Genomic DNA, 21,242 nt, shown 5'->3' on the forward strand with positions numbered 1-21,242 from the left:
GCGGTCGGCGCCTGACCACCCAGGAACACATCGAACTCCAAGCTCACCGGCCCAGAACCGCCAACCCGCCGACCGGACTCGATTTCCCCCTGCTCCCGATACTCCAGATCCACGCCCCAGACGTGCCCTGGTTCGAGATGCCGTTTCAGGCGGAACTCCTGCAGATCCTGTGGTGCCCTCTGCTCCACCATCGCCCCAGCTCACCCCCTAACGGAGACGGTGCCCCCTGGGTGAGCGTGCAGTTCCACCTCGATATCGATCCGCTGACCCTCCTCACGCCGCCAAGACCCCAACTGATCGAGTACGACTGGTTCGTGCCCGAACCCTGTGTGCTGCATCCCGAGCCGGTCACCGAGTATCCCCAACCCCCCGCCCTGAACGACAGCCTCGCCCAACGCGTCGAGCAGTGGGCTCGCGACGAATACGGAAACGCCGAGGGCGACATGGGAAACTACGGCCAACTCTTCGCGACAGCCCCGGGATGGAAACTCGGCGGCCACCCGGACTGGAGCTTCGGATTTCCAGCCACCGCGATCCTGTGCCCGTGCGGAGCGCCGATGCTATTCCTCTGCACCATCCCCAGCTGCGAGTGGGACGCGGGCACAGCCAGCTGGGCTCCGCTCCAAGACATCGAGCTCACAACGACGAACTTCGGCGGGCGCCGCAACAATGGACCGACCTGCGTGCAAGTCGGCAACTACCAGCGCATGCGGATCTTCGTGTGCTCCGCCGACCCCGACCACCCCGTCCGCAGCGACATCGTGCTCTGACCGGCGGGCCACCGAACAGCGACTTCTCGCGGGAAACAATCCTCTTGAAGGCGGGGATCCCGAGTCCTGGCGTCCGGCCAACCGCGGGTCGTGGCCGTTTCGTCGGTACACCCGCACGCGGGGGCGCCGACGGGTGGCCCAGATGGCCGCTGCTTGCGCGGGCAGACAAGAAGCGACGGAGCGTTCCGCCGTGTCCGCGGGCGCCTCGTGGAGGACTGCAAGACCACCGCGGCATCGTGGTGAACCGCTGAACCAGCGGCAGCCACCCGAGCACCCCCGTCGCAGAACGGTCGAGGATGCTCGCTGTCGTCCCGCGCTGACTGGTCGTCGGCATCGGGTGAGCAGCCCGCCGGGATCAACGGACTTCTGGCGAGACCTGTCGCCTGGAGAGGGTCAGCTTGCGCTGCTCTCGGTCGAGTTCGATGACGAGGACCGAGACCTCGTCGCCGACCTGGACGACCTCTTCGGGGGCTTCTACGGGTGTCGTCGTGAGCTCTCGAAGATGAATCAGCCCCTCGATCCCGTCGGCAACCTGAACGAACACGCCGAACGGGACCAGCTTCGTCACTCGCCCATGCAACACGGTCTGGCCCACCACGATGCCGTCCGCGATGGCCTGGAAGGGATCCGGCCGCGCCGCTCGCAGGGACAGCCTCGCCTCGCCGTTACAGGTGTCGAACTGGAGGAACGCACACGAGAGGCTCTGTCCGACCTGAACGACCTCCGAGGCTGTCTCATAGCGACGCCACGACAGTTCGGGGATCGTGATGAATCCGACGCCCGGATAGACCGGGTGGTCGGGACCGTCGTCCAGCTTCACGAACACGCCGAACCGCTCGATCGCTGCGACCGTCCCGGAAAGGATCTCGCCGCGTTGAAGTGACGCCAGAAACCTCCAGAGTCCGGGGTTCTCGGTGGCAGCCATCGACATCCGGACCTGCCCTTCCTCCTGGTCGACGGCGACCACTTCGGCGGTGATCCTCTGACCGGCTTGCACGGCGGAAGAAGGACTCTGACGCCAGGACACGTCCAAGGGTCCGACCGTCCCCAGCGGGCGCGCGGGGAACCCGTCCAGAGTCACGGCGACCCCGTGAGATCGAGTGACCTCCGTTGCGGTTCCGTGGCAGACGTCACCGACGTTCAGTGCTACCAGAAAATCCCGGGAAGTCTGATCGTCCGATGTCCCACGCATGCCATCCAGCCTCTCACGAACGACAGTTCGCTAACCCTGTGCCGTTCATCAGCCGTCGCTACGCGGGGTCTGTGCCTCCGTTTCGTCTTCCTACTTGCCTCCCAGATGCTCACTGCGGCACGCGTCTCGCGCCGAGATGCGGCCTGGCGCACGGCGGAGATCCTGCTACTCCGGCACCAACTCACCATCCTGCAGCGCCAGCTCGGCGACCACGCCCGACCGAAGGTCTCATAGGCCGGCAGAGCGCTGATCGCGCTGCTGTTCGGGCTGATACCCCGAACTCGTCATGCCCGGATGAGGTTGATCGTAACTCCGGGCACGATTCTGCGATGGCGCCGTGACCTGCTAAGCCGCCGCTGGGCTCACAAGTCCCCGCCGAAAGGCTGATCACCGACACGCCGCAACATCAAAGCCCTGGTGCTTCGGATGGCCCGCGAGAACGACGGATGGGGACACAGGCGCATCGCCGGAGAACTCGCCGGCATCGGCATCAAGATCGCACCCTCGACCGTCTGGGCGATCCCGAAGAAGGCCGGGATCGACCCAGCACCGCGACGAAGCGGCCCGAGTTGGCGAGCTTCCCACGCTCCCAAGCAGAGGCGATCCTCGCCACCGACTTCTTCACCGTCAACCTACTCGACGGCACCACAGCCCACGTCCTGACGATGATCGAGCACGCCACCCGCCGCATCCACATCCTCGGCGCAACCGTGCACCCCACCGCCGAGTGGACCACGCAGACGGCCCGCAACATGCTCATGGACCTCAGCGCGCAGCCCAAGCGGTTCAAGTTCCCCATCCGCGATCACGGCGCACAGTTCACCACCGGCTTCGACGCCGTATTCCACGCCTCCGACATCCGCATCGTCACCACCGGCATCCAGGCCCCAGTCATGAACGCGATCCGGGAACGCCGGCACCGCACGGTCCGCACCGAACTGCTCGACCGCACACTCGTATGGAACCTTCGGGGTCAAGGCCGCGCACGCCGGACACTCGGTGCTGTTCGACACCGCCAGCAACTGGATCGCCCGCCTGGCCGGCGCGCACCAGGCCGGACGGCTGGACGCGGAGCTGAAAAAGATCCGCCGCTACCGGTTGATCATCATCGATGAAGAAGGCTACATCCCGTTCGATCAGGATGCCGCGAACCTGTTCTTCCAGCTCATAGCGTCCAGGTATGAGCTCGGCTCGGTGATGGTTACGAGTAATCTGCCCTTCGGAGAAGCGCACATGTTCGCGCGAAGGCATGCAAGGTGGCGCGAAGATGTCACGGGTTCGCGTGTTCGTTGAGATCAGCAGCGCGGCCAGTTACCGATCCGGTGGCTGTACCCACGGCGCGAGGCCTTCACCCGGGGTCAAGTTCTCGCGCCAGTACCTGAAGACCGTGCCGAGCTTGACCTCTACGCTTTCGGCGGCGATCAGGCACGTTGTGAGCTCCCGCCCGCCGGCATCCGCCTCGAATGCGACCAGCAGCGATGGAAGCTCGCCGACTCGGCTGGTGATGGCCTGCAGCTCTTGTGGCGTCGGAGCACGGAAGACAGGGTCCTGAAAACCGATCGGGCAGTTGACGATTGCCGGCCCGTGGAAGATCAGCTCCAGGCCGTGGTGATACGTGAGGTCGTGCCCCGCACCCAGGCGAAGCTGGCCGGCGTCGCAGCTCACGATGTCCCAGTCCCACCACGATCCCTCCGGCAGTTCGATGCTCGTCATCGGTCGTCGGGTGTGCTCCGAACCCACGCCGCCCCCTCTTACGTCCTGTTCGGGCTCACGCTATAGCGACGCCGCCAGACCCCGAGCTTCGGCATCGCTCGTCCTTGCGGCACCTCGGGCGAAGTTCAGCCATCGATGCCTGGTGCCTCGTGGAGGAAGGCGTCGACGTCAGCGGCCAGAGCGGTCATCTGTTCGCCTGCCTCCTGCCAGGTGGTGACGGCGGTGCTCCAGCCGCCGTGTTTCGCGGGCCAGGGCCGCAACGTCCAGGTGAGGCCGACGTGCCCGCCGGAGCGGAACTCCGCTGTGATGGTGAGATCGCGTTCGAGAGAATGCCATGACCGCTCGCCCGACCAGCCGCGGAAATCCTCGGCCAGTCCGGTGAGGAACGCGGGCAGGTCCGGCGCTCGTTCCCAGACCGCGGATACCGCCTCGTCGACTCGGGCGGACAGGCCCGGTGCACTGGCTTCGACGGCGTAGTGGATGCTGTCTGCATCCAGGCGCCACCGGTCGCACAGGCGCACGACGGTGTCGCTGTCGATGCAGCGGATGACCACGGCGGGCGCGTCGGTGGTGTCCAGGCTTTTCATCCTCAGTACGGTATGTCATCGGGGTTCGGGCTGTCGCCTCGTATACCCGGCGCCGCGCCATGAGAATGAGGTAGAGGCCCAACCGTACGAAAGTGCCTGGTCGCAGGAACAACCCGCACGGGGTCAGTTTTCACGAGACGTTGACAGCGGCCGGCCGACACGTGTCTTGTCGGCGCCGTTCCCGCTCACCGTGCCGTGGATATGGGAGGACGACGATCGATCCGAGGGAGAACTCGACGAGCTACTCCCCCCAGCAGGGCGCGGGAGCCGTTGCCGCACGTCAGGCGCGGTATGCGGGTTCGATGATCTGTCTGTTGCGACCGTGGCTGCGCGAGTCGTGCGCGGCCGCGGATGACGCGTGGTCCCCGAATGGTCCCCAACGCCAAAGGATCTCGGTCAAGGGAAGCGAACCACCGACCATCAGGACACGGGACACGCGACAGCCGGCCTCTAGCGCTTGCACTTCGGGGCGCACATGGTTCAAGCCTTCCTCGCAGGCTGGGCAGCCGCATCTACGGAGCCACGTAGTCGAGCGCCCGCCGCACCGTCGGACGTGCGGCAGCACGGCTGTTCGCCCGCTGGTCCACCTGCCGCAGCCCTCGCGCCGGCCGCGGCCCGCGCACGCTCTTGTCTGCAGACCGGCAAGCTCCGCCCGCGCTCTCGACCGCGCGCGATCGGCTTCCCACCGAGCTTCCGCCGGACCCGAGCGCGCGACCGCGCACCGGCCGACGCGGACAGCGCCGGTCCGCGCCCGTACGAGCTGCCGAGCACGCCCTGGCGAACCCAACTGGTACCCGTGGCGGGAACACGGTCCGATGAGACGAGCGCGACACTAAACACGCGGCGACCGCCGTACACGCACGTGCATGGATCACAAACCCGCGTGCACGACGGTCGCCGCCCCCGGTGCACCACCCAGGTCAGCAGCCCGACAACCGCATCCAGACAAAGAATCCCGGCCGCCTGCGCAGCCAGCGCCACCGCAAGGTCCTCACACCCACACGGCTGAGGTTCTCAAGGTCCTGGTCCAGGAAGAGTGACCGGGCGGGACTCGGCCGCCGGCCTCACCCGCCGGGCCGCCGCTCCCTTCCCGACCGGTAAGACCCTCGGGTCCTGACGGGCCGAGGACTCCTCGATCCCCGCCGGGACCCAGAACTCGCTGACCGCGCTGAAGTGGATCGATTAGGGCGTAGAGCGTCGCGGCCACACGTCGTATCCACCGTCGATGCCGCCCTGCGCCGGCGAGCCCGGTCTCTGGGAAATGCGATCGGGGGTCGCCGGAAGGCCGCTCCGGCTCACGCCCGTGGGCCAGGCAGTGCCGGGCGCGCCGGCCGAATCGAAGGCGCGATCACGGGTCTCTCCACGCCGCGCCCCGGTTATGGTGGCGGCGTGGCGATCCCCGATCTCATCCCCATCCGGCACGAGCCGACCTACCGCACCGACACGATCGGCCGGTACGACGGCGGCCTGTTCTTCGGCTGGATCAGCGGCGCGTTCGCACCGGAGTACAAGCCCGACGCGAACTGGGCCGCCCACCAGCGCTGGTACGCGATCCTGCACCGGTTCGACCACGACGGGCGCCACGTCACATCGGACATCTGGTGCCCCGGCGACGGCATCCGCCACGGTCAGCAGGAACGGCTTGACGAATGGCTTGCCGCACTCCCAGGGCGCGCCTTCGGCGACATCGCCAACCGCCCGTTCCAGATCGAGGTCGACGGCATCGTCTTCGGCCTGGTCCCCGAATGCCACGGCGAGTACCCCGCCGGCCATGAAGAACTCGACTGGGCTGAGTTCTACCCCGGACGTCTCGGATTCTGCGCGCCGTGGAACGGGAGGTACGACACCTAGGCGATCTACCTGACGATGGTTTTCGCCCCGGAGTACCGTCGCTGCAGGCCGCCTCTTTCCCCGATGCACCACAACGCGGCTCCCCGAGAAGAGGTCGATGCCCGCAACATTCCACGATCCGTGGTTGACCACGGCCGTCATCACAGTCAAGCGGAGCGACCGACCCCTGGCCCTCGGCGAGCCTGATCACGTTGTATCCGGCCGTGAGTGCGACCGTGGTACTCACCGTAAAGAACTGACCCCACGCCCCGGTCAACGGGGTAGGACAGGGTTCTGAATGCGCCGCCGTCGTAGGCGCGGCCCTGGGTGGAAGTGGCGGTTCCGCCGTTGGCGTAGCGCACCTTCATGGTGTAGCTGTGGGAGGTGGGCACGTTGACGATGAAGTCGACGAACCTGTCGGTTCTCAGCGTTCGAGGAGCCACTGACACCGCCGATGTATCCTCCGTTGGAGGCGCTCGAGGAGCTGCAGCGGATGGCGTGCCCACCGCCGGAGACCTCTGTCATGAGCGGTCGAAGACGCGCTCACGCTCCTGAGTCGGGGTTCTCGGGCCGTCGTCCGTGATCTCGGTCGTCACGGTATCGGGCGCGGCCGCGGAAACTCGTGCGGGCAGTTGCGGCACAAGCCCAGCGATCGAGCATAGGACCGGTACGAGGCCGCCGGTAGGTGCCACTCCCGGGAGATGGCATTGTCTGTTTTCGGACCTCGGCGCCCATGTCAGACCATTGAGCGTACCGCGTAGCGCGGCGGAGGTCCGAACGGTGGCCGGTCGCGTTCCCGGCCTCAACCGCCTGGTCGACTCCCGAGATCCGCAGCCAGCGCCGCGTAGATGTACTCACTGCCCCAGCGATCGCCGTCGAGGTCGTTCTCGACCAGATGCGCCTCTCTGCGCATCCCGAGGCGCTCACGGACCCGCACGGATCCGGTGTTCTCCACATCCAGGCGTGCGTAGAGTCGGTGCACGCCGAGGGTGTCGAAGGCGAGCCGGGCCAGCGCCGCGGCCGCCTCGGTCGCGTAGCCGTGCCCTTCGTGACCCTGGTCGAGAGTCCAGCCGATCTCGGCCTGGGCGGCGCGGGCATCGGCCGGTTTGAGGCTCACCTCGCCGAGATGGCCGGGCTCACCGCGTCAGCAGACGGCGAGCGAGAGCTTGTCCCTGCCGGAGCGCCAGACCGTCTGCCCCGCGCGCTCGGCAGCGACCTGGTCGCTGCGCTCACGGGTGTACGCCGGCCGGTACAAGTAGCGCGCCACGCTCGGCAGGCTCCGGTAGGCGTACAGTTCCTCGGCGTCGCCAGGAGCGAACAGACACAGCGACAACCGGGACGTGGTCATCGGCAGCAGCGAGGCGATGTCCATCGGACCTCCGGGACACAGATGTGGATCAAGGCGCGGACTGGTTGTCGCATCACGACGGCCGGGCGACCACGCGTTTCAAGAGTATCTGCGGGCGGCGAGGACCAGGGGCTCTCCATGTCCGGGATAGCCGCCGTGTCGGCCAGGCCGGCTCGGTGGCCGATTTGGAGCAGCTGGTTCAGAGCTGCGATTTCGCGAGTGATCCATTCCGCCCCAGTGCTGCGAGTTCAGCCCCGTTGGCGTTACCACCGCTGCACACAACAGCAACGCGCTGACCCGAAAACGTGCTTGGCACAGCCAACACCGCGGCAAGCGCGGCCGCGCCGGCACCTTCGGCCAAGGTGTGTGCATGGGTTGCCAGAAGCAGCTGCGCCTCGGCGATCTGAGCATCCGAGACCAGGCAGAAATCGGAAAGACACCGGCGCATGATGCGTTGTGGCAGATCGAAGCCCCTGCCCGTCGCGAGACCTTCCACGACCGTCTGGTTCGCCCGCTGGACAAGGGAACCAGAATGCCACGAGTCATGGCCCGCCGGTGAGGCTGACGACTGGACCGCGATCACTCGGCATCGCGGGGCGAGTTCAGCCGCCACGAGGCAGGCAGCCGACGCGCTTGTGCCGCTTCCGACTGGGACGATGACGGCGTCCAGGTCGGGCTGAGCGGAGACGATCTCCAGGTGGAGGGTTCCCACGCCGGCCACTTGCGACGGATTGTCTCCGACACTGATCAGGGCAAGTTCTCGTTCGGCCGCCAGGCTCTCTGCATATGTTTGAGCGGCAGCCAGGTCGGCGCCATGTAAGACGACCTCGCTGCCGAGCGCGCGCACAGCACGCACCTTGTATTCATTCGCGGCAGCCGGCATCACCACGGTACACAAGGTGTCGAATACGGCGCTCGCGTACGCCAACGCCTGCGCATGGTTCCCGGTCGAGTAGGTGATCAGGCCGCGGGCGCGTTGCCGTGCGGGCATCGTGGCGAGCAACGTCAGGCCGCCGCGTACCTTGAATGCACCGGTCGGTTGCGTATTCTCGTGTTTGACATAGATCGTCGCGCCTACCGCGTCATTCAGCGCGGGATAGGACCACATCGGCGTTTCCGGGAGGTGCCGAGCCAGGATATCCCGAGCGGCAACGATGTCAGCGTACGTCGGATCAGTTTCCATGCAACGATCATCAGGCCAGCGATTCCAAAGGTCAAATGCCAAATATCTTATACATCGATCGAAGACATCTATATGATCGGGGCATGCTGGACGTTACGAGACTTCGCATACTTGCGGCGATAGCCAGGCACGGCTCGATCACAGCGGCGGCACGCGCACTGGGGTACGCACAGCCATCGATCAGCCATCACGTTGCCCGCCTCGAAGCAGAGACCGGTAGCAAGCTGGTCCAGCGCGTGGGACGCGGCATCCGGCTGACCGACGCAGGTCGCATGCTGGCCGAGCGCGCTGAGGAAATCCTCTGCCGCCTAGACTCGGCGGAGGCCGAACTGGCCGCGTATACCGGACTCCGCGCCGGACGCGTCCGACTGGCCGCATTCCCATCAGCACTGGGCACCTTCGTTCCAAGGGCCATGGCCGCCTTCACAGCCGCCCATCCCGGTGTAGAACTGGCCCTCACCGCGGCAGAGCCTCCCGAGGCCATCAGGCTGCTGCGCACGGGTGAGACAGATATTGCAGTGATCTTCGACTACAGTGACCTGCCTGCCGAAGACCACATGCGCCACACCCCGCTGCTGGCCGAACCCATCTACCTCCTCACCCCCGCCGACGTCTCCGGCGATCGGCTCTCCGACCATGCCGGGCGGCGATGGATCAGCGGCTGCGAACGCTGTCGCGCACATCTACAGCGCTCGTGCGCATCTGCCGGATTCACCCCCGACATCAGCTACACCACGGACGACTACATCGCAGTGCAGGCGCTGGTCGCGGCAGGGCTCGGCGTCACAACGCTTCCAGCTCTCGCTCTGGCGACCGGGCGCCACCCTGCGGTCAAGACAGTGCGTCTACGCGGTGACGAACGGCGGATCAGCGCCGCAGTCTACGGGGAGCCATCTGATCCACCCGCTACGGCTGCACTCCTGTCGTCTCTCCGACGTAGTGCGGCGTCAGCATTGTCGTCACTATAGCTTTGGCAAAGATATGATATTCAGGCCGTGTCGATCTCGGGTATCAGGCTTCTAAGCCGTGATGGGCTGGCCGCTGCCCGGAGCGATCAGGTCGGAGACGGCACCAAGGTGCTCTCCGGCCGGTCCGATCATGTGCACGGCGTGGAGCACGCGGTGGTTGGACGTGAGGTGGGGCGGGACCATGAAATAGCCTTCGGTGACGGGCACGACTGCTTCGCCGTGCTCGGTGACCACCCGCACCGAGGCCGCGGTGTGGGTACCCACCGATCCGATGACGAGGCTGCCGGCGCGCCCCAGGGAGATGTGGTTGCCGGGCGCGGCGCACGCGCCGAACCCGGCGGCACTCTGGCCATCCGGCCCGATCACATCCACGTGGTAGCAACGGGATCTGACTCCCTCGGCCGTACCCACCCAGAGGGTCGCGATGGCGCCGTCGGGCAGGCTTGCGCTCGCGGCGGCCTGGTAGGAAAAGGTCGGCGGCGCGATGCCCTCTTTCGCGGCCGTGGACTGAGCAAAGCCTGCGAACGCCTCGGTGACTCTGTGCGATGCCGGCGGCGGGCTTGGCGGAATGGTCATGGAACAGCCCTTTCGTTCGCGCGCCTCGGCTATGTGATCTTCGCAGGAGGTATGGGGGGTCGGTAACCCCGGCGTCTAGAACGACGGCCGCGGTCAGCGATTCCATGCTCACTGTCAGTGTACTGTCTGCCGTGATGCCGGGTGGGTTGAGCGCAGGCCCGGAAGGGGTGGCGAACTGGTCCGGAGTTGATCCAGACTCTGATGTGCCCCGGGTTTGGTGGAGTCAGGATGCTGGGCACTTGTTGATCCAGTCTCCTGAGAGGGTTCGATGCCGCGTTCCTATCCACCCGAATCCGACACAAGGTTCTTGACCACGTCGAGTCGGGACGTCCGATCAACCAGGTCGCCGAGCAGCTGACCGCGCCGAGACGGAGCTGACCCGGCTGTTCGTACATGGTCTGCCATCGCCTGCGGGCCTGGCATGGGTCGGACTCAGTTCAGCGCCGTCAGCTGACCCACGACGATGTGGTCATGGGCACGTTGGATGCAGTGGCGGGCAGGGTTGCGGGTGGCGCGACAGTCGAGTTCAAGCCGAGCGGCTCCTCCATGGTTCCCTGATACGCAGCCGACAGTCGGTGGTGCTGGCGCCGGTCGATCCCGCGAAACTCGAGGTCGGGGACATCGTCCTCGCCTGGGTCTCGGGTACGGTGTATCTACACCTGGTCTCGTCTCTAGACCCGACTCGGAATCGCGTGCAGATCAGTGATAATCGTGGGCGGGTGAACGGCTGGACGAGCCATGACCGCGTCTTCGGGATCTGCGTAGCGGTTGAGGGCGAGGCCACCGCCGTGTGCTCGGCGGTGGCCGGCGCCGCGCCGACGGGAAGTCCGCAGCCGCCGCAGTACCCGCAGAAGGGCCAGCCCTCGCCCTATCCGCAGCAGCCTGGGTACCCGTACCCGGCGCAGAATCCGCAGGGTCAGCAGCGGTATCCGCAGAATCCTCAGCAGAACCCGCCGCAACCTCAGCAATACCCGCCCTGGCAGCCGCAGCACCCGCCGCAGCCCGGCGGCTATCCCCGGTGAGCTACGAGCCGGACGGCAGGCTCTTCAACTCCGCCGCGGCCAACGTGGAGGCCAGGAACTCCGCCGGACTGGGCTGACCCGTCGTCACCGGGCCGTAGACGGCGCTCATCACGTCCCCGCGGAACTGGTAGATCAACGCCTCGTCCTCGATCTGACCGGTGGACTCGGTGACTATGCCGTGGATCGCGACAGTGTCCGGAAGCCACTCCGATTCGGTCAGCCGTTGCGATTCGGGCAGGAGCGTGAGCTTGAAGGTCATCAGGCCCTCGCCCTGCACGGCCCCCAGCACCGGGCCGGTCGGGCAGGTTCGTACCGCGTCGAGCAGTTCCTGCCTGGCCTGCTGCGCACCGCCGGGACGGTAGAGGACCACTTCCTGCGAGATCGGCGACATGTCCGAATCCGCGCCGGTCGTGGAAAGCACAATCTGGCGCCTCGCGATCCGCAGATTCTCGCTCGGGAAGTGATCACCGCACATGTCGAGCGTGACCTGCCCCTGGACCTGGTCGCCGCCGGGAATCGACCGGCTCGTCCAGCCGGCCCCCATCTCGTTCACCGGAACCAGCAGTTGGTCGATCGATGCCGCGCTCACCGCCCGCGCCGTGGCCGCCGCCGGGCTCGAGGACGCCGCGGTGCCGGACGAAGCCGCCGGCCGGGCCGCCGATCCGCCGCCGCAGCCCGCCACCCCGACCAGAAGTACCGCCGCCACGGCCGCAACCGCCATGCCCCGCATAACCCACTCCCCCGATGTCACTTGTCAGATGATTCGGCCCCGCACTCTACCTGGAAAGACGGCTACGCCCCCGCCGTGCCGAAGCACAACGGGGGCGTAGCCCTCGATCTCACGGACGCCGGCCGGCGCGCTCACCAGGGGTGCGCACGGGCGATTCGGGCGGGACCAGCCGATCGAACCGGGCCAAGACCTTCTCGGCCACGGCGAGCTCGTCGCGCTCGGCACGCACCTCGGCCAACTGACCCGCCAACTGCTCTTCGAGCACGTCCAACTCGGCGCGGCGCGCGGTGATCCGCTGCATGCCCCCGGGATCCGTCACACGTCCGAGCCTGGAACGAATGTCGGCGCCCTGGGCCGGATTCAGTCAATCATCCCGCAGGACGCTCCCTCTCAAGGCCGCAACAGGGATAACCTCACGCCGTGAACATATTCGAGGAGTATCTCGAGGACTGGGAGGAACTCGATCCCCGCTGGCGTCCGGCGGTCGAACGGCTCGCACAACGCACCGACCAGGCCGGAATCGAGGGTGGGCGGTTCGAGGACTGTGCGGTCTGCGCGATCTGGTCACGCCGGGAGGGGGAAGGGGCCTGGATGGGAAAACCCATGCTCATCTGGTGTGACCTGCTGCGCCAGACCGGAGGCGGCGGAGTCACGCTCGGCGCCGTGTTCAGCGGGGCCTCAGTCTCCTGCGGCACGCTCAACGGCCACTGTCCGGACGATCTGCGCGGGGCAGACCTCTCATGGGCGTCATACGAGACGGCCGAGGGTGAGTCGGTGGAGGTTCTCGGGGACTTCTTCGCCGACTGGTTCCTCGACCAGACGCACCTTCCCGTGGAGACACTCGAAGAGCGCGAGCGCCGTTCAGCCGTCGCCCTAGCCAGCCAGCATCGAAGCCGAATAGAAGCCGGAGCGAAGCGGGGCCCGACCACCGCGTCCGAACCCACGTGGCGGAAATGGGCAAGGGCGCGATCGCGCCGGGCAAGCTGACCGACCCGGACTTCTGAGGTCATCACCTGACGATGATCAAGAGAACAGGCAGCCGCTCACGGCCAGTACGAGTACAACAACATCCCGCCACGCCAGACGCCCTGGCCTGCACGTTCAAGATGGCGAATGCTCCATATTCAGCCGCAGCCATGGACGGACAGCGGAGCGCAGCACGTCGTCCATTCCCAGCTGCGGCCATGTGTAGATTGCCGCCAGGAGCATGTCGTGCAACGCAGCCCTACGGAAGGACGTGGAAGCCGCGAACTGCCTCTTGAGGTCCCGAAAGGTGCTGACACATCCGCAGGCCGTCAGGAGTGTGGATAGGAATGCCCTGCTCGAATCGACAGATTTGATCAGGCCTTCGGCAGCCAAGGGATCGATCGCGGCGGCATGGCTATCCCGCAACGCTCGCCCCGGAACATCAGCTGCGACCATGAGCCGAGACCATCCGCTGCGACTATCGGCCTCGACGATCAGCCGCGGCCCGATCTACCGGCCGAGGCCCCGATGGACTCGGGGAGAGGGGGGTTCCCGCAGCTCGAGTCAGCGATCGAGCTTGGCGAGTGTCCATCCGTCGTAGACCGCGTAGGGCGCGTAGGAGGCGGGCGGGTGGCCGTTGGCGGTGAGGTTGTCGTCCAGCTTCTGCTGGAAGGCCGTCACGTTCTGGGTGAGCATCCACTCGGGGGCGACATCTGTGTAGTCCTCGCTGATCGGGTGCACCCATTCGTCGGCGGTGGCGTCGAGTGGGAACTCCATGAGTACGTCAGTGCCCTGCGGAAGCATCTCGAGTAGGTGCAGTTGCGCGACCCTCGGCGCGACCGTGGTCCACGTGGCGCTGTCGGTCAACTGCCAGAGCGGATAGGCCGGGATGAGCGCGAGTCCGACCCCGAATGCCGTGGCGGCCCAGGCCGTGCGCAGCCAGGCAAGGTTGAACTTGGCCGCCCCGTCCACCGCGGCAAGGACGAGGATCGCGGCGAGGTAGGCGTTGTACTGGTAGGGCTGTTCCCAGTGGTAGTGGACTTCGGAGAAGAAGCGCTCGAGGATCTGCGGGATCGCCAGGATGCAGATCCAGGAGCGAAGGCTGAGGAACAGCAGCGGTGCCAGCAGCCAGAACGCCGTGTGCAGTTTGACGTGGGGGTCGACGAGTTCGGTCACCATGAGGCTCGGATGCGTCAGCAGCTTGTGCGCGACTTGGCCGAAGGTGGCGCCGAGCTGGCCGTAGTACCAGTCGCGTTTGCTGCTGCCGCCGACGGCCGGCATCACGACCCAGATGACGGTGCCGATCACGGCCGCGCCGGCCGCGGCGAAGTAGGCGCCGATTCTGCGCTGGCCCTTGATCATGATCCAGATCCCGACCATCACGATGATCAGGCCCATGTCCTCCTTGACCAGGAGGAGCAGGCCCGCCGCTATCGCCGCATGGCGCCACTTGCCCGCATCCACGCGCTCGATGAGAGTGGCGAGGATCAGCGGAGCGAAGGCCACCTCGTGGAACTCGAAGGCGGCCGCCGACTGCAGCGGCCAGTACACCAGGTACGCCCCGCCGACCAGGTAGGCCGCGGGCAGACCGAGCCTGCGCCGGGTATAGATCCAGATCGGTACGACCGCCGCGGAGAGCAGCACGGCCTGGGCGAACAGCAGGTTGTAGGCACTGTTGTCGATCCAGTAGAGCGGGGCGAGGAGCACCAGGATGGGGCTGAAGTGGTCCGCCCACGCGAACATGCCCATGTCGGTCGCCGAGATATGCCGCTTGGTCGTGACGTCCGGCGCCCGGAAATGCGCGTAGTCGCGCACGATCTGGTCGAATATGCCGAGATCCCAACCCCAGAAGGACTGGGAGCGCCACCTGAGGTAGGCATAGGTTGCGTAGACGACGCAAGCGGCGATGGCCATCCCCCCGACTCCTATGACGTGTCGGCATGCACTCAGCCGAGATCGCACAGGCCCCTCCCCTTCCAAGCGTTACGCGTCTCCCACGCGCAACAGATCAACATATCCTAGTGGTAGCAGGCATTCGCTCGAACCAGTGCTCTTAGACGCCAAGTCGCTCTCAGAAGCCGGCCGTGCCGCCAGAGCCCGCCGACTGGCCGTGATCGCGCTGACCGTCCCCGGGATCCAGCGCCCGCCGGCCACGGCAACCGGGCCTCCGAGACCACGATGCGCCGCTGGCGTGATGAGATCATCGCGCTGCTCGCCGCGAAGGCCCCGCGCCTGGACCGGGCCCTGCACAAGATCGCGAATCAGGGTGGGCAGGTCGTGCTGAGCGACGACATGGCCTCGACACAGTTTCTGTCACCACATGGTCGCATCGTACCTTTGACGTGCGGGTCGATGAGTTCCGGTGTTGTGTCCGTCGGGCTATAGGACTGCAACAGGGCGTGAGCGGCCTGGCGATCGCTGCCGGAGTTCTGGTTCATGCCGTCCCGCTGCACCAGCCGCCGCTGCTGCCACCATCGTTGGTGTCACCCGCGGGCGTCAGTTGATCTAGACGTCATCCATGATCCGGTCAGACTGCGGTTACGCACGCTTCCTGAATCAGATCAACCCGCAGTGCGACCTCAATCGCTGACTTGAGAGGGCCGTACCGGGGTCGTGGGCGATGTCCGCTGGTACCGGCTGGTCCTCCTCTCCTGCTGGTCGGTCGCCGTTCGCTGTCCTTTGTTGTCGGCGGCTGTCGCAGGTTTTGCCGACTCGGTGTTGACTCCACCTATTGAGACCAGATGTCCGCTCCGTGCTCAGACATCCGGCCATCCATAGCCGGGTGTGTACAGCGACTCACCGGTGAACAGCCAGAATGACAGCGCGAAGGTACGCTCTCGGGCCGCGTCGTAGTAGGCGGGTTCAGGCCGATGAAAGTCCGGATGGTTGCAGTCGTCGCGCACGAAGCCCTCGACGAACCAGAACCCCTCCGCGATCCATCGCTCGATGGACTCGCGGCCGGCCACCTCTCGACAGACCTCAAGCATGGCCCGCTGGAGTTGCTGGAAAGCCGCGCGATCCCACCTACGCTCTATCCGCGCAGTGAGCATGAACGAGCCCGGCTCTGAGCCGAACTCAGACCGCAAGATCTCCAATGCATCCATGCTCAGAATTCTCCCGGTTCCGACGGGCGGCTCTGCCGATGAGGTTTTGCCTGCCAGCTGCCTGTGCGAATGCGCCGACCTGCACCGATGTGCCCCCTGGCGCCAATACATGGTCCTGCTGACCTGCAGATATTCGCCGCCGTCCGCCGCGGTTGGTGTCAGCTGTTGGTGTCAGTCGGACTGGCCTCGCCCAACACGTGTCCACAGCGGGGCGTTGGCGGTGCTGCGCGCGGTGGCCATCTCGCCCTCACGCGGCCGCCAGTCACGGTAGGGCAGAAGCGCTAAGCGCCAGCCGAACCGCCACGCGTAGGCGAACCCCCAGAACGGAATCAGCAGGAGTAGGAAGTCGCGCTTTCGGTATGACACGTGTGGAAGCGCCGACGCAAAGAGCAGGAGTGCGAGTAGCCCCACGACCCGCCCGGGCACGTTCTCCGGAAGCAGCATGATCGGCACACAGTAGATGAGCACTGCGATAGCACCGCCGGCATGGCGCCACGCACGATGCCGCGGCTCTTGAGTAAGTCCGGGCTCCGCGGCAGGCAGCGGCGCGGTCAGGATGTGCCAGTTTTTCAGATGCGCGAAGCCATGCTCAACGAGCGCTCGAGCGGCTGAGAGCACAGTGTTCGCGTTCTTCTGCGCGATTACGAAACCCACCACAACACCCACCGGCCCCACATGGCATTGGCCGGCGCCGCACCGGACAAGCCCCTACCGGCAGAAGTCGTCGACCTCGACACCTTCCGCACCCGAAAACACACCCGAATCGGCGGCATCATCCACGAGTACCACGAAGCAGCCTGACCTGCACCGACGGCGTCATCGGCAAGCACAACGATAATCAGGAACAGTATCATCAGTGGCTTACCGTCCATGATCTCCGTGGAGCTTGTGGTGTCATGTTCGCGCAGGCTGCCGCAGGTCATGCAGTCGCGAGCAAGTGTTGCCGAAGCGAAGCCGAGCGGGGAGCCCGGAGAAGGCGAGTAGCCCACCGCCGACACTCCTCGGAACTCCATGAGAGCTGCGGGTTCTAAGCGGCGGCCCGCAGCTCGAGGCGCGGCCATCGTGCCCTGGTCTGCGTGAAAACCCTTAAGCTGGTGGCATCCGCGGTGCTAACGTTCAGATATCAGTCATCGATGTCGCATCGCACGATTTCAGGAGCCTTCCATGACGCATCGCGGCACAATGAGAAGCGTGGTCTCGACGTTCGTCGTCGGGAGCGTCGCTCTGGGCGGGGCAGTCGCCGCACACGCCACCACGGGCATCAGCGTTCTGTTCGCGGTGACCGACTCCTCCAACAACGGCAAGCTGGACGTCTCGCTCTCCGCGCCGAGCGATGTGACCAGCCTCCAGGTCAGCCTCTTCTCCGAGACCACGCAGCAGACGGTGGCCACGGTGACCAATTTCAAGCTGGTGTCCGGCACAGCGATGGACGGCGTGTGGCAGCCGAAGACCCGCATCCAACTGCCCGCGCTCGACACCTATCGCATAGACGTTTCGGCCATCGACGCGGACGGCGACACCCTGTCCACCACCGGCTCCGGCTACTTCGACTACGACGTGCAGACCAATCTCGACGACGCCACCGTCGACCGCACCACGGTCGACTATCAGGACCGCAGCGTCACCATGAGCGGCCACCTGATGGGCAAGTGGCCCGCCACGGGCGACGTCACCCCGCTGGCCGACGAAGAAGTCGACGTATCCTCCTACTCCCAGTACGGGTCGGCGATCACGGCCGCAGATGGAAGCTGGTCGGTGACGATCCCGTTCACCAGCGAGTATCAGAGCTCGATCCAGGCCGAGTTCGCCTACGACTCCGGCTACGTCTCGTCCGACCCGAACAGCCGCTTCTACGACTCGTCGCTTTCCCGCTCCATCGGGGTCAAGATCAAGCAGACGGCGACAAAGCTGTTCCTGACCCCCAGCGCGCGCAGCGTCCCGTTCCAGGGCGCGGTGAGCTCCACCAGCGCGACCCTGCTGTGGGACTCGCCCTCGGGATGGGCGCCGCTCGTGGGAAAGACCCTCGGGTCGAACTCCTTCGGGAGCTTCCTCCAGGAGACCACGGATGCGAACGGCAACGCGGTGTTCCCGGCCACGCCCGCGCTGTGGAACGACGCCACGATCTCGGCAGGCTGGGACAGCGACGACGTCTTCCTGGCTGACGCACAGGCGAGCAGCGCCATCACCGTCGTACAGCCGTCGACCTTCGTTTCCTTCACCCCAACCCGAACCGACGCGTCGACCGTGACCGCCACCGGCGACCTGGGATTCAGCTTCGACACCCCTGGAACCATCCCGGTGGACATCCAGTTCTCCGCCACCGGCAAGGGCGGCTGGACGACCGTGGCGACGGTTCCCAACGCGTGGTTCGACGGCCCCGGATACGGCTTCTCGATCACGATCCCCAGCAGCACGGCCGGATTCTGGCGAGCCACGTTCTCGGGCGGCAAGCAATTCGAGAGCGCCACAAGCTCGGTCGTCTACCTCCCGGCCTCCTGACCCAATCCCCGGCAAGCGGCCCCGACCGGCGATCTCTGCGGTCGGGGCCGCTCGACGGCCGACGCAGTACATGCGCCGTCGAGACAGTCGACTCGGCGGCGCTAAAGCATCAGGGCCGATAATCATCAACTGGTTACCGGCGGTGATCTCAGTGAAACCAAGGGGATTCGAACCTCGGGCTGTGACTGAGCCGCTATACCGCGCTCGCTATGAACCGCGGGATCGCCAGCCGGGGCCGTGCGCAGCACGCTGGGCGGTCGACGCGGTCGCGATGTAATCAACAAGGTCTCAAGGGCGTGATTTTCGGTGGTCTGGACGCCCGAACATCGCTACTGTCTCCGGCAAGGGGGACGGCAGGTTGTTGTCCCGCCGGTCCGGTGGCTTCGCCGGCCGTCATCCAAGGCGCGCTGTGTGAGCAGGCATGCAATGACGAGGGGTGAAACTTCTTTGTATCAGGGATGGGAATCCGCGGTGCGTCGAGGACAGCTGGCGGCCCTGCCGCAGACGTGCCGTGGCGCACGCGGCCTGGCTGCCGCTGCGCTCGCCACCGCGCTGCTCGGCGTTCAGCTCGCCGCGGCGTCCAGCGCATCTGCCGACGCCACGCCCGGAGCGCCGGTCATCTCGGCCACCGCGCAGCCCCCGGCCGGAACCGCGGCTTGCCCGGTGCAGACCGGCGGCTCGGGGTCGACGGTCGCGATGGGCACCATCTGCTCCTTCACACTCAGCCCGAACCCGGCGGACACCACCGTGCCGACCGAGTATGAGGTGTCTTACCCGCTGAATGAAGGCCATCCAGAGCTCATCACCGCCGCTGACCCGGGCAACGGAAACAGCTTCGACACGGCCACGGGCGTCGCCACCATCACGATCGTGGTCAACGACTCCTACGGAAGCCTGACCGTCAACGCCGTCGGTACAGACGGCCAGATCGGCCCAACCACACAGGAGTACCTCCGGGGCCAGGAGCCCGTCGGCTCCGGTACTCCGCAGACCTTCGGCGACGATGACGGCGACGGCACGCCCGACCTGCTGGCCGCTCCGCAGGAATCCGGCGACGCACTGGCGAACGGCTTCTGGTTCGCAAAGGGCGGGACCGGCGGTACCGTCTCAGCCAACGCCCAGAACCTGTCGGAGGCCTACAACCTGGGAACCAGCGAGACCGGAGGCCCGCTCAGCTTCGTCGGCGCCGAGGTCATCCCAGGGGACTGGTGCGGCGGCGGTGAGACCTCCACGCTGGTGTACTACCCGCCGACGGTGGCTCCGACCGAGAACGCCGGCGGCGGCTTCGTCTTCTGTGGCGACGGCGACGGCGACAGCAACGTCGTGCGCAACGAAGGCAACTACTACTCGGGTGAGGTCAGCCTCTTCAGCGGCGTGCTCAGCGACGCCAGCGGCGTGAACCCGGCCGAGCTTGTCGATGCTGGAAATCTGACTCAGCTCGGCACCGGGATCCCGGACGTGATCGCCGTGCTCGACAATGAGCTGGTCCTGACTCCTGCTGCCGAGCCGGGCTCCTACTCGACCGACGAGGAGTTCGGCGGCGACCTCTGCGGCTTCGGCGACTGTGCCGTGCTCAGCGACACGCTCTCGCCGGACGGAACCCTCGACTGGGACTCCTGGAAGGTGCTCGGCTACCCGTTGTCCGACGGCGACATCGATATGTACCTGTGGAACCCGGCGACCGGCGAACTGGTGTTGTGGACCAACATCATCGCGAACGACGCGGCGAACGACGGCGTGTGGAGCAACGACACGACCCTGACCTACACCCAGTACGTGATCGCCTCCGGCACCGGCACCTCGACCTGGAACGAGAGTGCGAATCTGGAACTGCAGACCGCGGACTTCAACAGCGACGGCACTCCCGACCTCTGGGCGGTCGACACGGCGACAGCGACGGCCGTCCCGTACACGGCGAAGATCAAGGGTTCAACGGCCAAGCTGACGAAGGGTGCCCGGCAGAGCCTGGTCACCCCCGCGCACGAGTGGGAGCTGAACGACCTGTCCTCCGGCTCCGCGAGCCAGGCCTTCGACACCGGCAGCGACACCGCTTACACGCTCCGGAACACCAACGCCGGCGCGACCTGGACAACGGACCCGACACTCGGCGCCGCAGCCAAGTTCGACGGCACGACCGGATATCTGGAGACGAACGCCCCCACCCAGCCCTCGACCGGCGCAGTGATCCAGCCGGGCTCGTCGTTCAGCGTCGGCGCGTGGGTGAACCCGTCCGGGCCGGGCACCGTGCTCGCGCAGGAAGGGACGAACGACTCCTCCGTCTTCCTGTCCGCCGCCGACGACGGGACATGGCAGTTCGGTATCAACACCGCGGGCACTACCGCAGCGACCTACGCGCAAGGCGACGCCGGGTCATGGACCGCCGGGACATGGTCGCACGTGGTCCTCACCTATAACGCTTCGACCGGCCGCCTCCTCCTGTTCGTTGACGGCGTGCGCGCGGATACCGTAAACGTCAACGGTGGGGTAACGGTCGTCGGCGCCTTCGTCCTAGGTGCGAACCAGGTCGGCAGAGCACTCGGCAACTACTTCCCAGGTGAGATCGCACGCGTGGTCACCTTCGACACGACCCTGACCGCCAGTCAGGCCAAGCACCTCCCGTAACAGGTAGCACGACGCACGGCCCGGGGCCGTCCCCAACTACGGGGCCGGCCCCGGGCCGTCCTGCTCAGGCGTGAGTGGCAGTGGGAGAAACCAGCCGACCAATGCCGCTTGTCGATCTGCTGCCTGGGTGCT

19 protein-coding genes and 2 pseudogenes are annotated in these 21,242 nt (G+C 66.3%); 9 read left to right on the forward strand and 12 right to left on the reverse strand.

All coding sequences use genetic code 11. From position 1 onward, the window contains the following. Window positions 1-230: 230 nt before the first annotated feature. Window positions 231-770 (forward strand): hypothetical protein, encoded by a 540-nt coding sequence (locus ACTRO_RS47275; protein ID WP_157436294.1) that lies wholly within the window; start codon window positions 231-233, stop codon window positions 768-770. A gap of 355 nt (window positions 771-1,125) precedes the next feature. On the opposite strand, the gene ACTRO_RS16790 is transcribed toward ACTRO_RS47275, so the two are convergent. Continuing rightward, the gene (locus tag ACTRO_RS16790; protein WP_034264080.1) at window positions 1,126-1,962 is read right to left on the reverse strand and encodes a S1 RNA-binding domain-containing protein; all 837 of its coding nucleotides are present in this window, start codon (window positions 1,960-1,962) and stop codon (window positions 1,126-1,128) included. Between the two features lie 632 nt (window positions 1,963-2,594). Continuing rightward, window positions 2,595-2,975, reverse strand: a complete 381-nt coding sequence (locus tag ACTRO_RS48135; protein WP_169739768.1) for a hypothetical protein — start codon at window positions 2,973-2,975, stop codon at window positions 2,595-2,597. Between ACTRO_RS48135 and ACTRO_RS45775 the strand changes: the two are divergent. Further along, a pseudogene (locus tag ACTRO_RS45775) lies at window positions 2,929-3,186 on the forward strand (ATP-binding protein); the annotation flags it as partial. The gene ACTRO_RS48135 and the pseudogene ACTRO_RS45775 overlap by 47 nt on opposite strands. An 87-nt stretch (window positions 3,187-3,273) precedes the next feature. Here ACTRO_RS45775 and ACTRO_RS16800 read toward each other — a convergent pair. Beyond that, window positions 3,274-3,675 (reverse strand): hypothetical protein, encoded by a 402-nt coding sequence (locus tag ACTRO_RS16800; RefSeq protein WP_051450955.1) that lies wholly within the window; start codon window positions 3,673-3,675, stop codon window positions 3,274-3,276. 125 nt (window positions 3,676-3,800) lie between these two features. Beyond that, window positions 3,801-4,262 carry a DUF6228 family protein gene (locus ACTRO_RS16805; protein WP_051450956.1) on the reverse strand — a complete coding sequence of 154 codons (462 nt, stop codon included), beginning with the start codon at window positions 4,260-4,262 and terminating at the stop codon, window positions 3,801-3,803. A 1,389-nt stretch (window positions 4,263-5,651) separates the two neighbouring features. Between ACTRO_RS16805 and ACTRO_RS16810 the strand changes: the two genes are divergently transcribed. Further along, a complete protein-coding gene (locus tag ACTRO_RS16810; RefSeq protein ID WP_034264084.1) occupies window positions 5,652-6,113 on the forward strand; it encodes a hypothetical protein in 462 nt (153 codons plus the stop codon). Between the two features lie 781 nt (window positions 6,114-6,894). On the opposite strand, the pseudogene ACTRO_RS51005 reads toward ACTRO_RS16810, so the two are convergent. After that, window positions 6,895-7,464, reverse strand: a pseudogene (locus ACTRO_RS51005) (GNAT family N-acetyltransferase). A 175-nt stretch (window positions 7,465-7,639) separates the two neighbouring features. Next, window positions 7,640-8,623, reverse strand: a complete 984-nt coding sequence (locus ACTRO_RS16820; protein ID WP_034264086.1) for a threonine ammonia-lyase — start codon at window positions 8,621-8,623, stop codon at window positions 7,640-7,642. Window positions 8,624-8,706: 83 nt separating this feature from the next. Between ACTRO_RS16820 and ACTRO_RS45780 the strand changes: the two genes are divergently transcribed. Beyond that, the gene (locus ACTRO_RS45780; protein WP_084316326.1) at window positions 8,707-9,591 is read left to right on the forward strand and encodes a LysR family transcriptional regulator; all 885 of its coding nucleotides are present in this window, start codon (window positions 8,707-8,709) and stop codon (window positions 9,589-9,591) included. 51 nt (window positions 9,592-9,642) lie between these two features. Here the strand turns inward: ACTRO_RS45780 and ACTRO_RS16825 are convergent, their stop codons facing one another. Continuing rightward, window positions 9,643-10,167: a hypothetical protein gene (locus ACTRO_RS16825; protein ID WP_034264089.1), complete on the reverse strand. Its 525-nt coding sequence runs from the start codon at window positions 10,165-10,167 to the stop codon at window positions 9,643-9,645. Between the two features lie 719 nt (window positions 10,168-10,886). Between ACTRO_RS16825 and ACTRO_RS48935 the strand changes: the two genes are divergently transcribed. Beyond that, window positions 10,887-11,189, forward strand: a complete 303-nt coding sequence (locus ACTRO_RS48935) for a hypothetical protein (protein ID WP_034264092.1) — start codon at window positions 10,887-10,889, stop codon at window positions 11,187-11,189. A 1-nt stretch (window position 11,190) separates the two neighbouring features. Here the strand turns inward: ACTRO_RS48935 and ACTRO_RS16835 are convergent, their stop codons facing one another. Together ACTRO_RS16835 and ACTRO_RS16840 are read right to left on the reverse strand one after the other, a co-directional pair. Further along, on the reverse strand, window positions 11,191-11,895 hold the full coding sequence (locus ACTRO_RS16835) for a hypothetical protein (protein WP_157436295.1): 705 nt from the start codon (window positions 11,893-11,895) through the stop codon (window positions 11,191-11,193). A 133-nt stretch (window positions 11,896-12,028) separates the two neighbouring features. Beyond that, entirely contained in the window at window positions 12,029-12,238 is a 210-nt protein-coding gene (locus ACTRO_RS16840) for a hypothetical protein (protein WP_051450957.1), read from the reverse strand. Window positions 12,239-12,339: 101 nt separating this feature from the next. Here ACTRO_RS16840 and ACTRO_RS16845 point away from each other — a divergent pair, with 101 nt between their 5' ends. Further along, a complete protein-coding gene (locus ACTRO_RS16845) occupies window positions 12,340-12,906 on the forward strand; it encodes a hypothetical protein (protein WP_034264098.1) in 567 nt (188 codons plus the stop codon). Window positions 12,907-13,449: 543 nt separating this feature from the next. Here ACTRO_RS16845 and ACTRO_RS16850 read toward each other — a convergent pair. The 3 genes from ACTRO_RS16850 to ACTRO_RS48940 form a co-directional block, all read right to left on the reverse strand. Continuing rightward, window positions 13,450-14,799 (reverse strand): DUF2079 domain-containing protein, encoded by a 1,350-nt coding sequence (locus ACTRO_RS16850; RefSeq protein WP_034264101.1) that lies wholly within the window; start codon window positions 14,797-14,799, stop codon window positions 13,450-13,452. A gap of 842 nt (window positions 14,800-15,641) precedes the next feature. Beyond that, a complete protein-coding gene (locus ACTRO_RS16860) occupies window positions 15,642-15,989 on the reverse strand; it encodes a hypothetical protein (protein WP_034264107.1) in 348 nt (115 codons plus the stop codon). Window positions 15,990-16,160: 171 nt separating this feature from the next. Continuing rightward, window positions 16,161-16,643 carry a hypothetical protein gene (locus ACTRO_RS48940; protein ID WP_211244293.1) on the reverse strand — a complete coding sequence of 161 codons (483 nt, stop codon included), beginning with the start codon at window positions 16,641-16,643 and terminating at the stop codon, window positions 16,161-16,163. Window positions 16,644-16,664: 21 nt separating this feature from the next. Between ACTRO_RS48940 and ACTRO_RS50345 the strand changes: the two genes are divergently transcribed. From ACTRO_RS50345 to ACTRO_RS16880, 3 genes are all read left to right on the forward strand, one after another. Further along, complete coding sequence (locus ACTRO_RS50345; RefSeq protein ID WP_281177867.1) at window positions 16,665-16,790, forward strand: hypothetical protein; 126 nt, start codon at window positions 16,665-16,667, stop codon at window positions 16,788-16,790. A gap of 390 nt (window positions 16,791-17,180) precedes the next feature. Next, window positions 17,181-18,488 carry a hypothetical protein gene (locus ACTRO_RS43465; protein ID WP_051450958.1) on the forward strand — a complete coding sequence of 436 codons (1,308 nt, stop codon included), beginning with the start codon at window positions 17,181-17,183 and terminating at the stop codon, window positions 18,486-18,488. A 471-nt stretch (window positions 18,489-18,959) separates the two neighbouring features. After that, window positions 18,960-21,110 carry a LamG domain-containing protein gene (locus tag ACTRO_RS16880; protein ID WP_034264113.1) on the forward strand — a complete coding sequence of 717 codons (2,151 nt, stop codon included), beginning with the start codon at window positions 18,960-18,962 and terminating at the stop codon, window positions 21,108-21,110. The last annotated feature ends 132 nt before the right edge of the window (window positions 21,111-21,242 follow it).

It is taken from the genome of Actinospica robiniae DSM 44927, from assembly GCF_000504285.1.
GTDB lineage: Bacteria > Actinomycetota > Actinomycetes > Streptomycetales > Catenulisporaceae > Actinospica > Actinospica robiniae.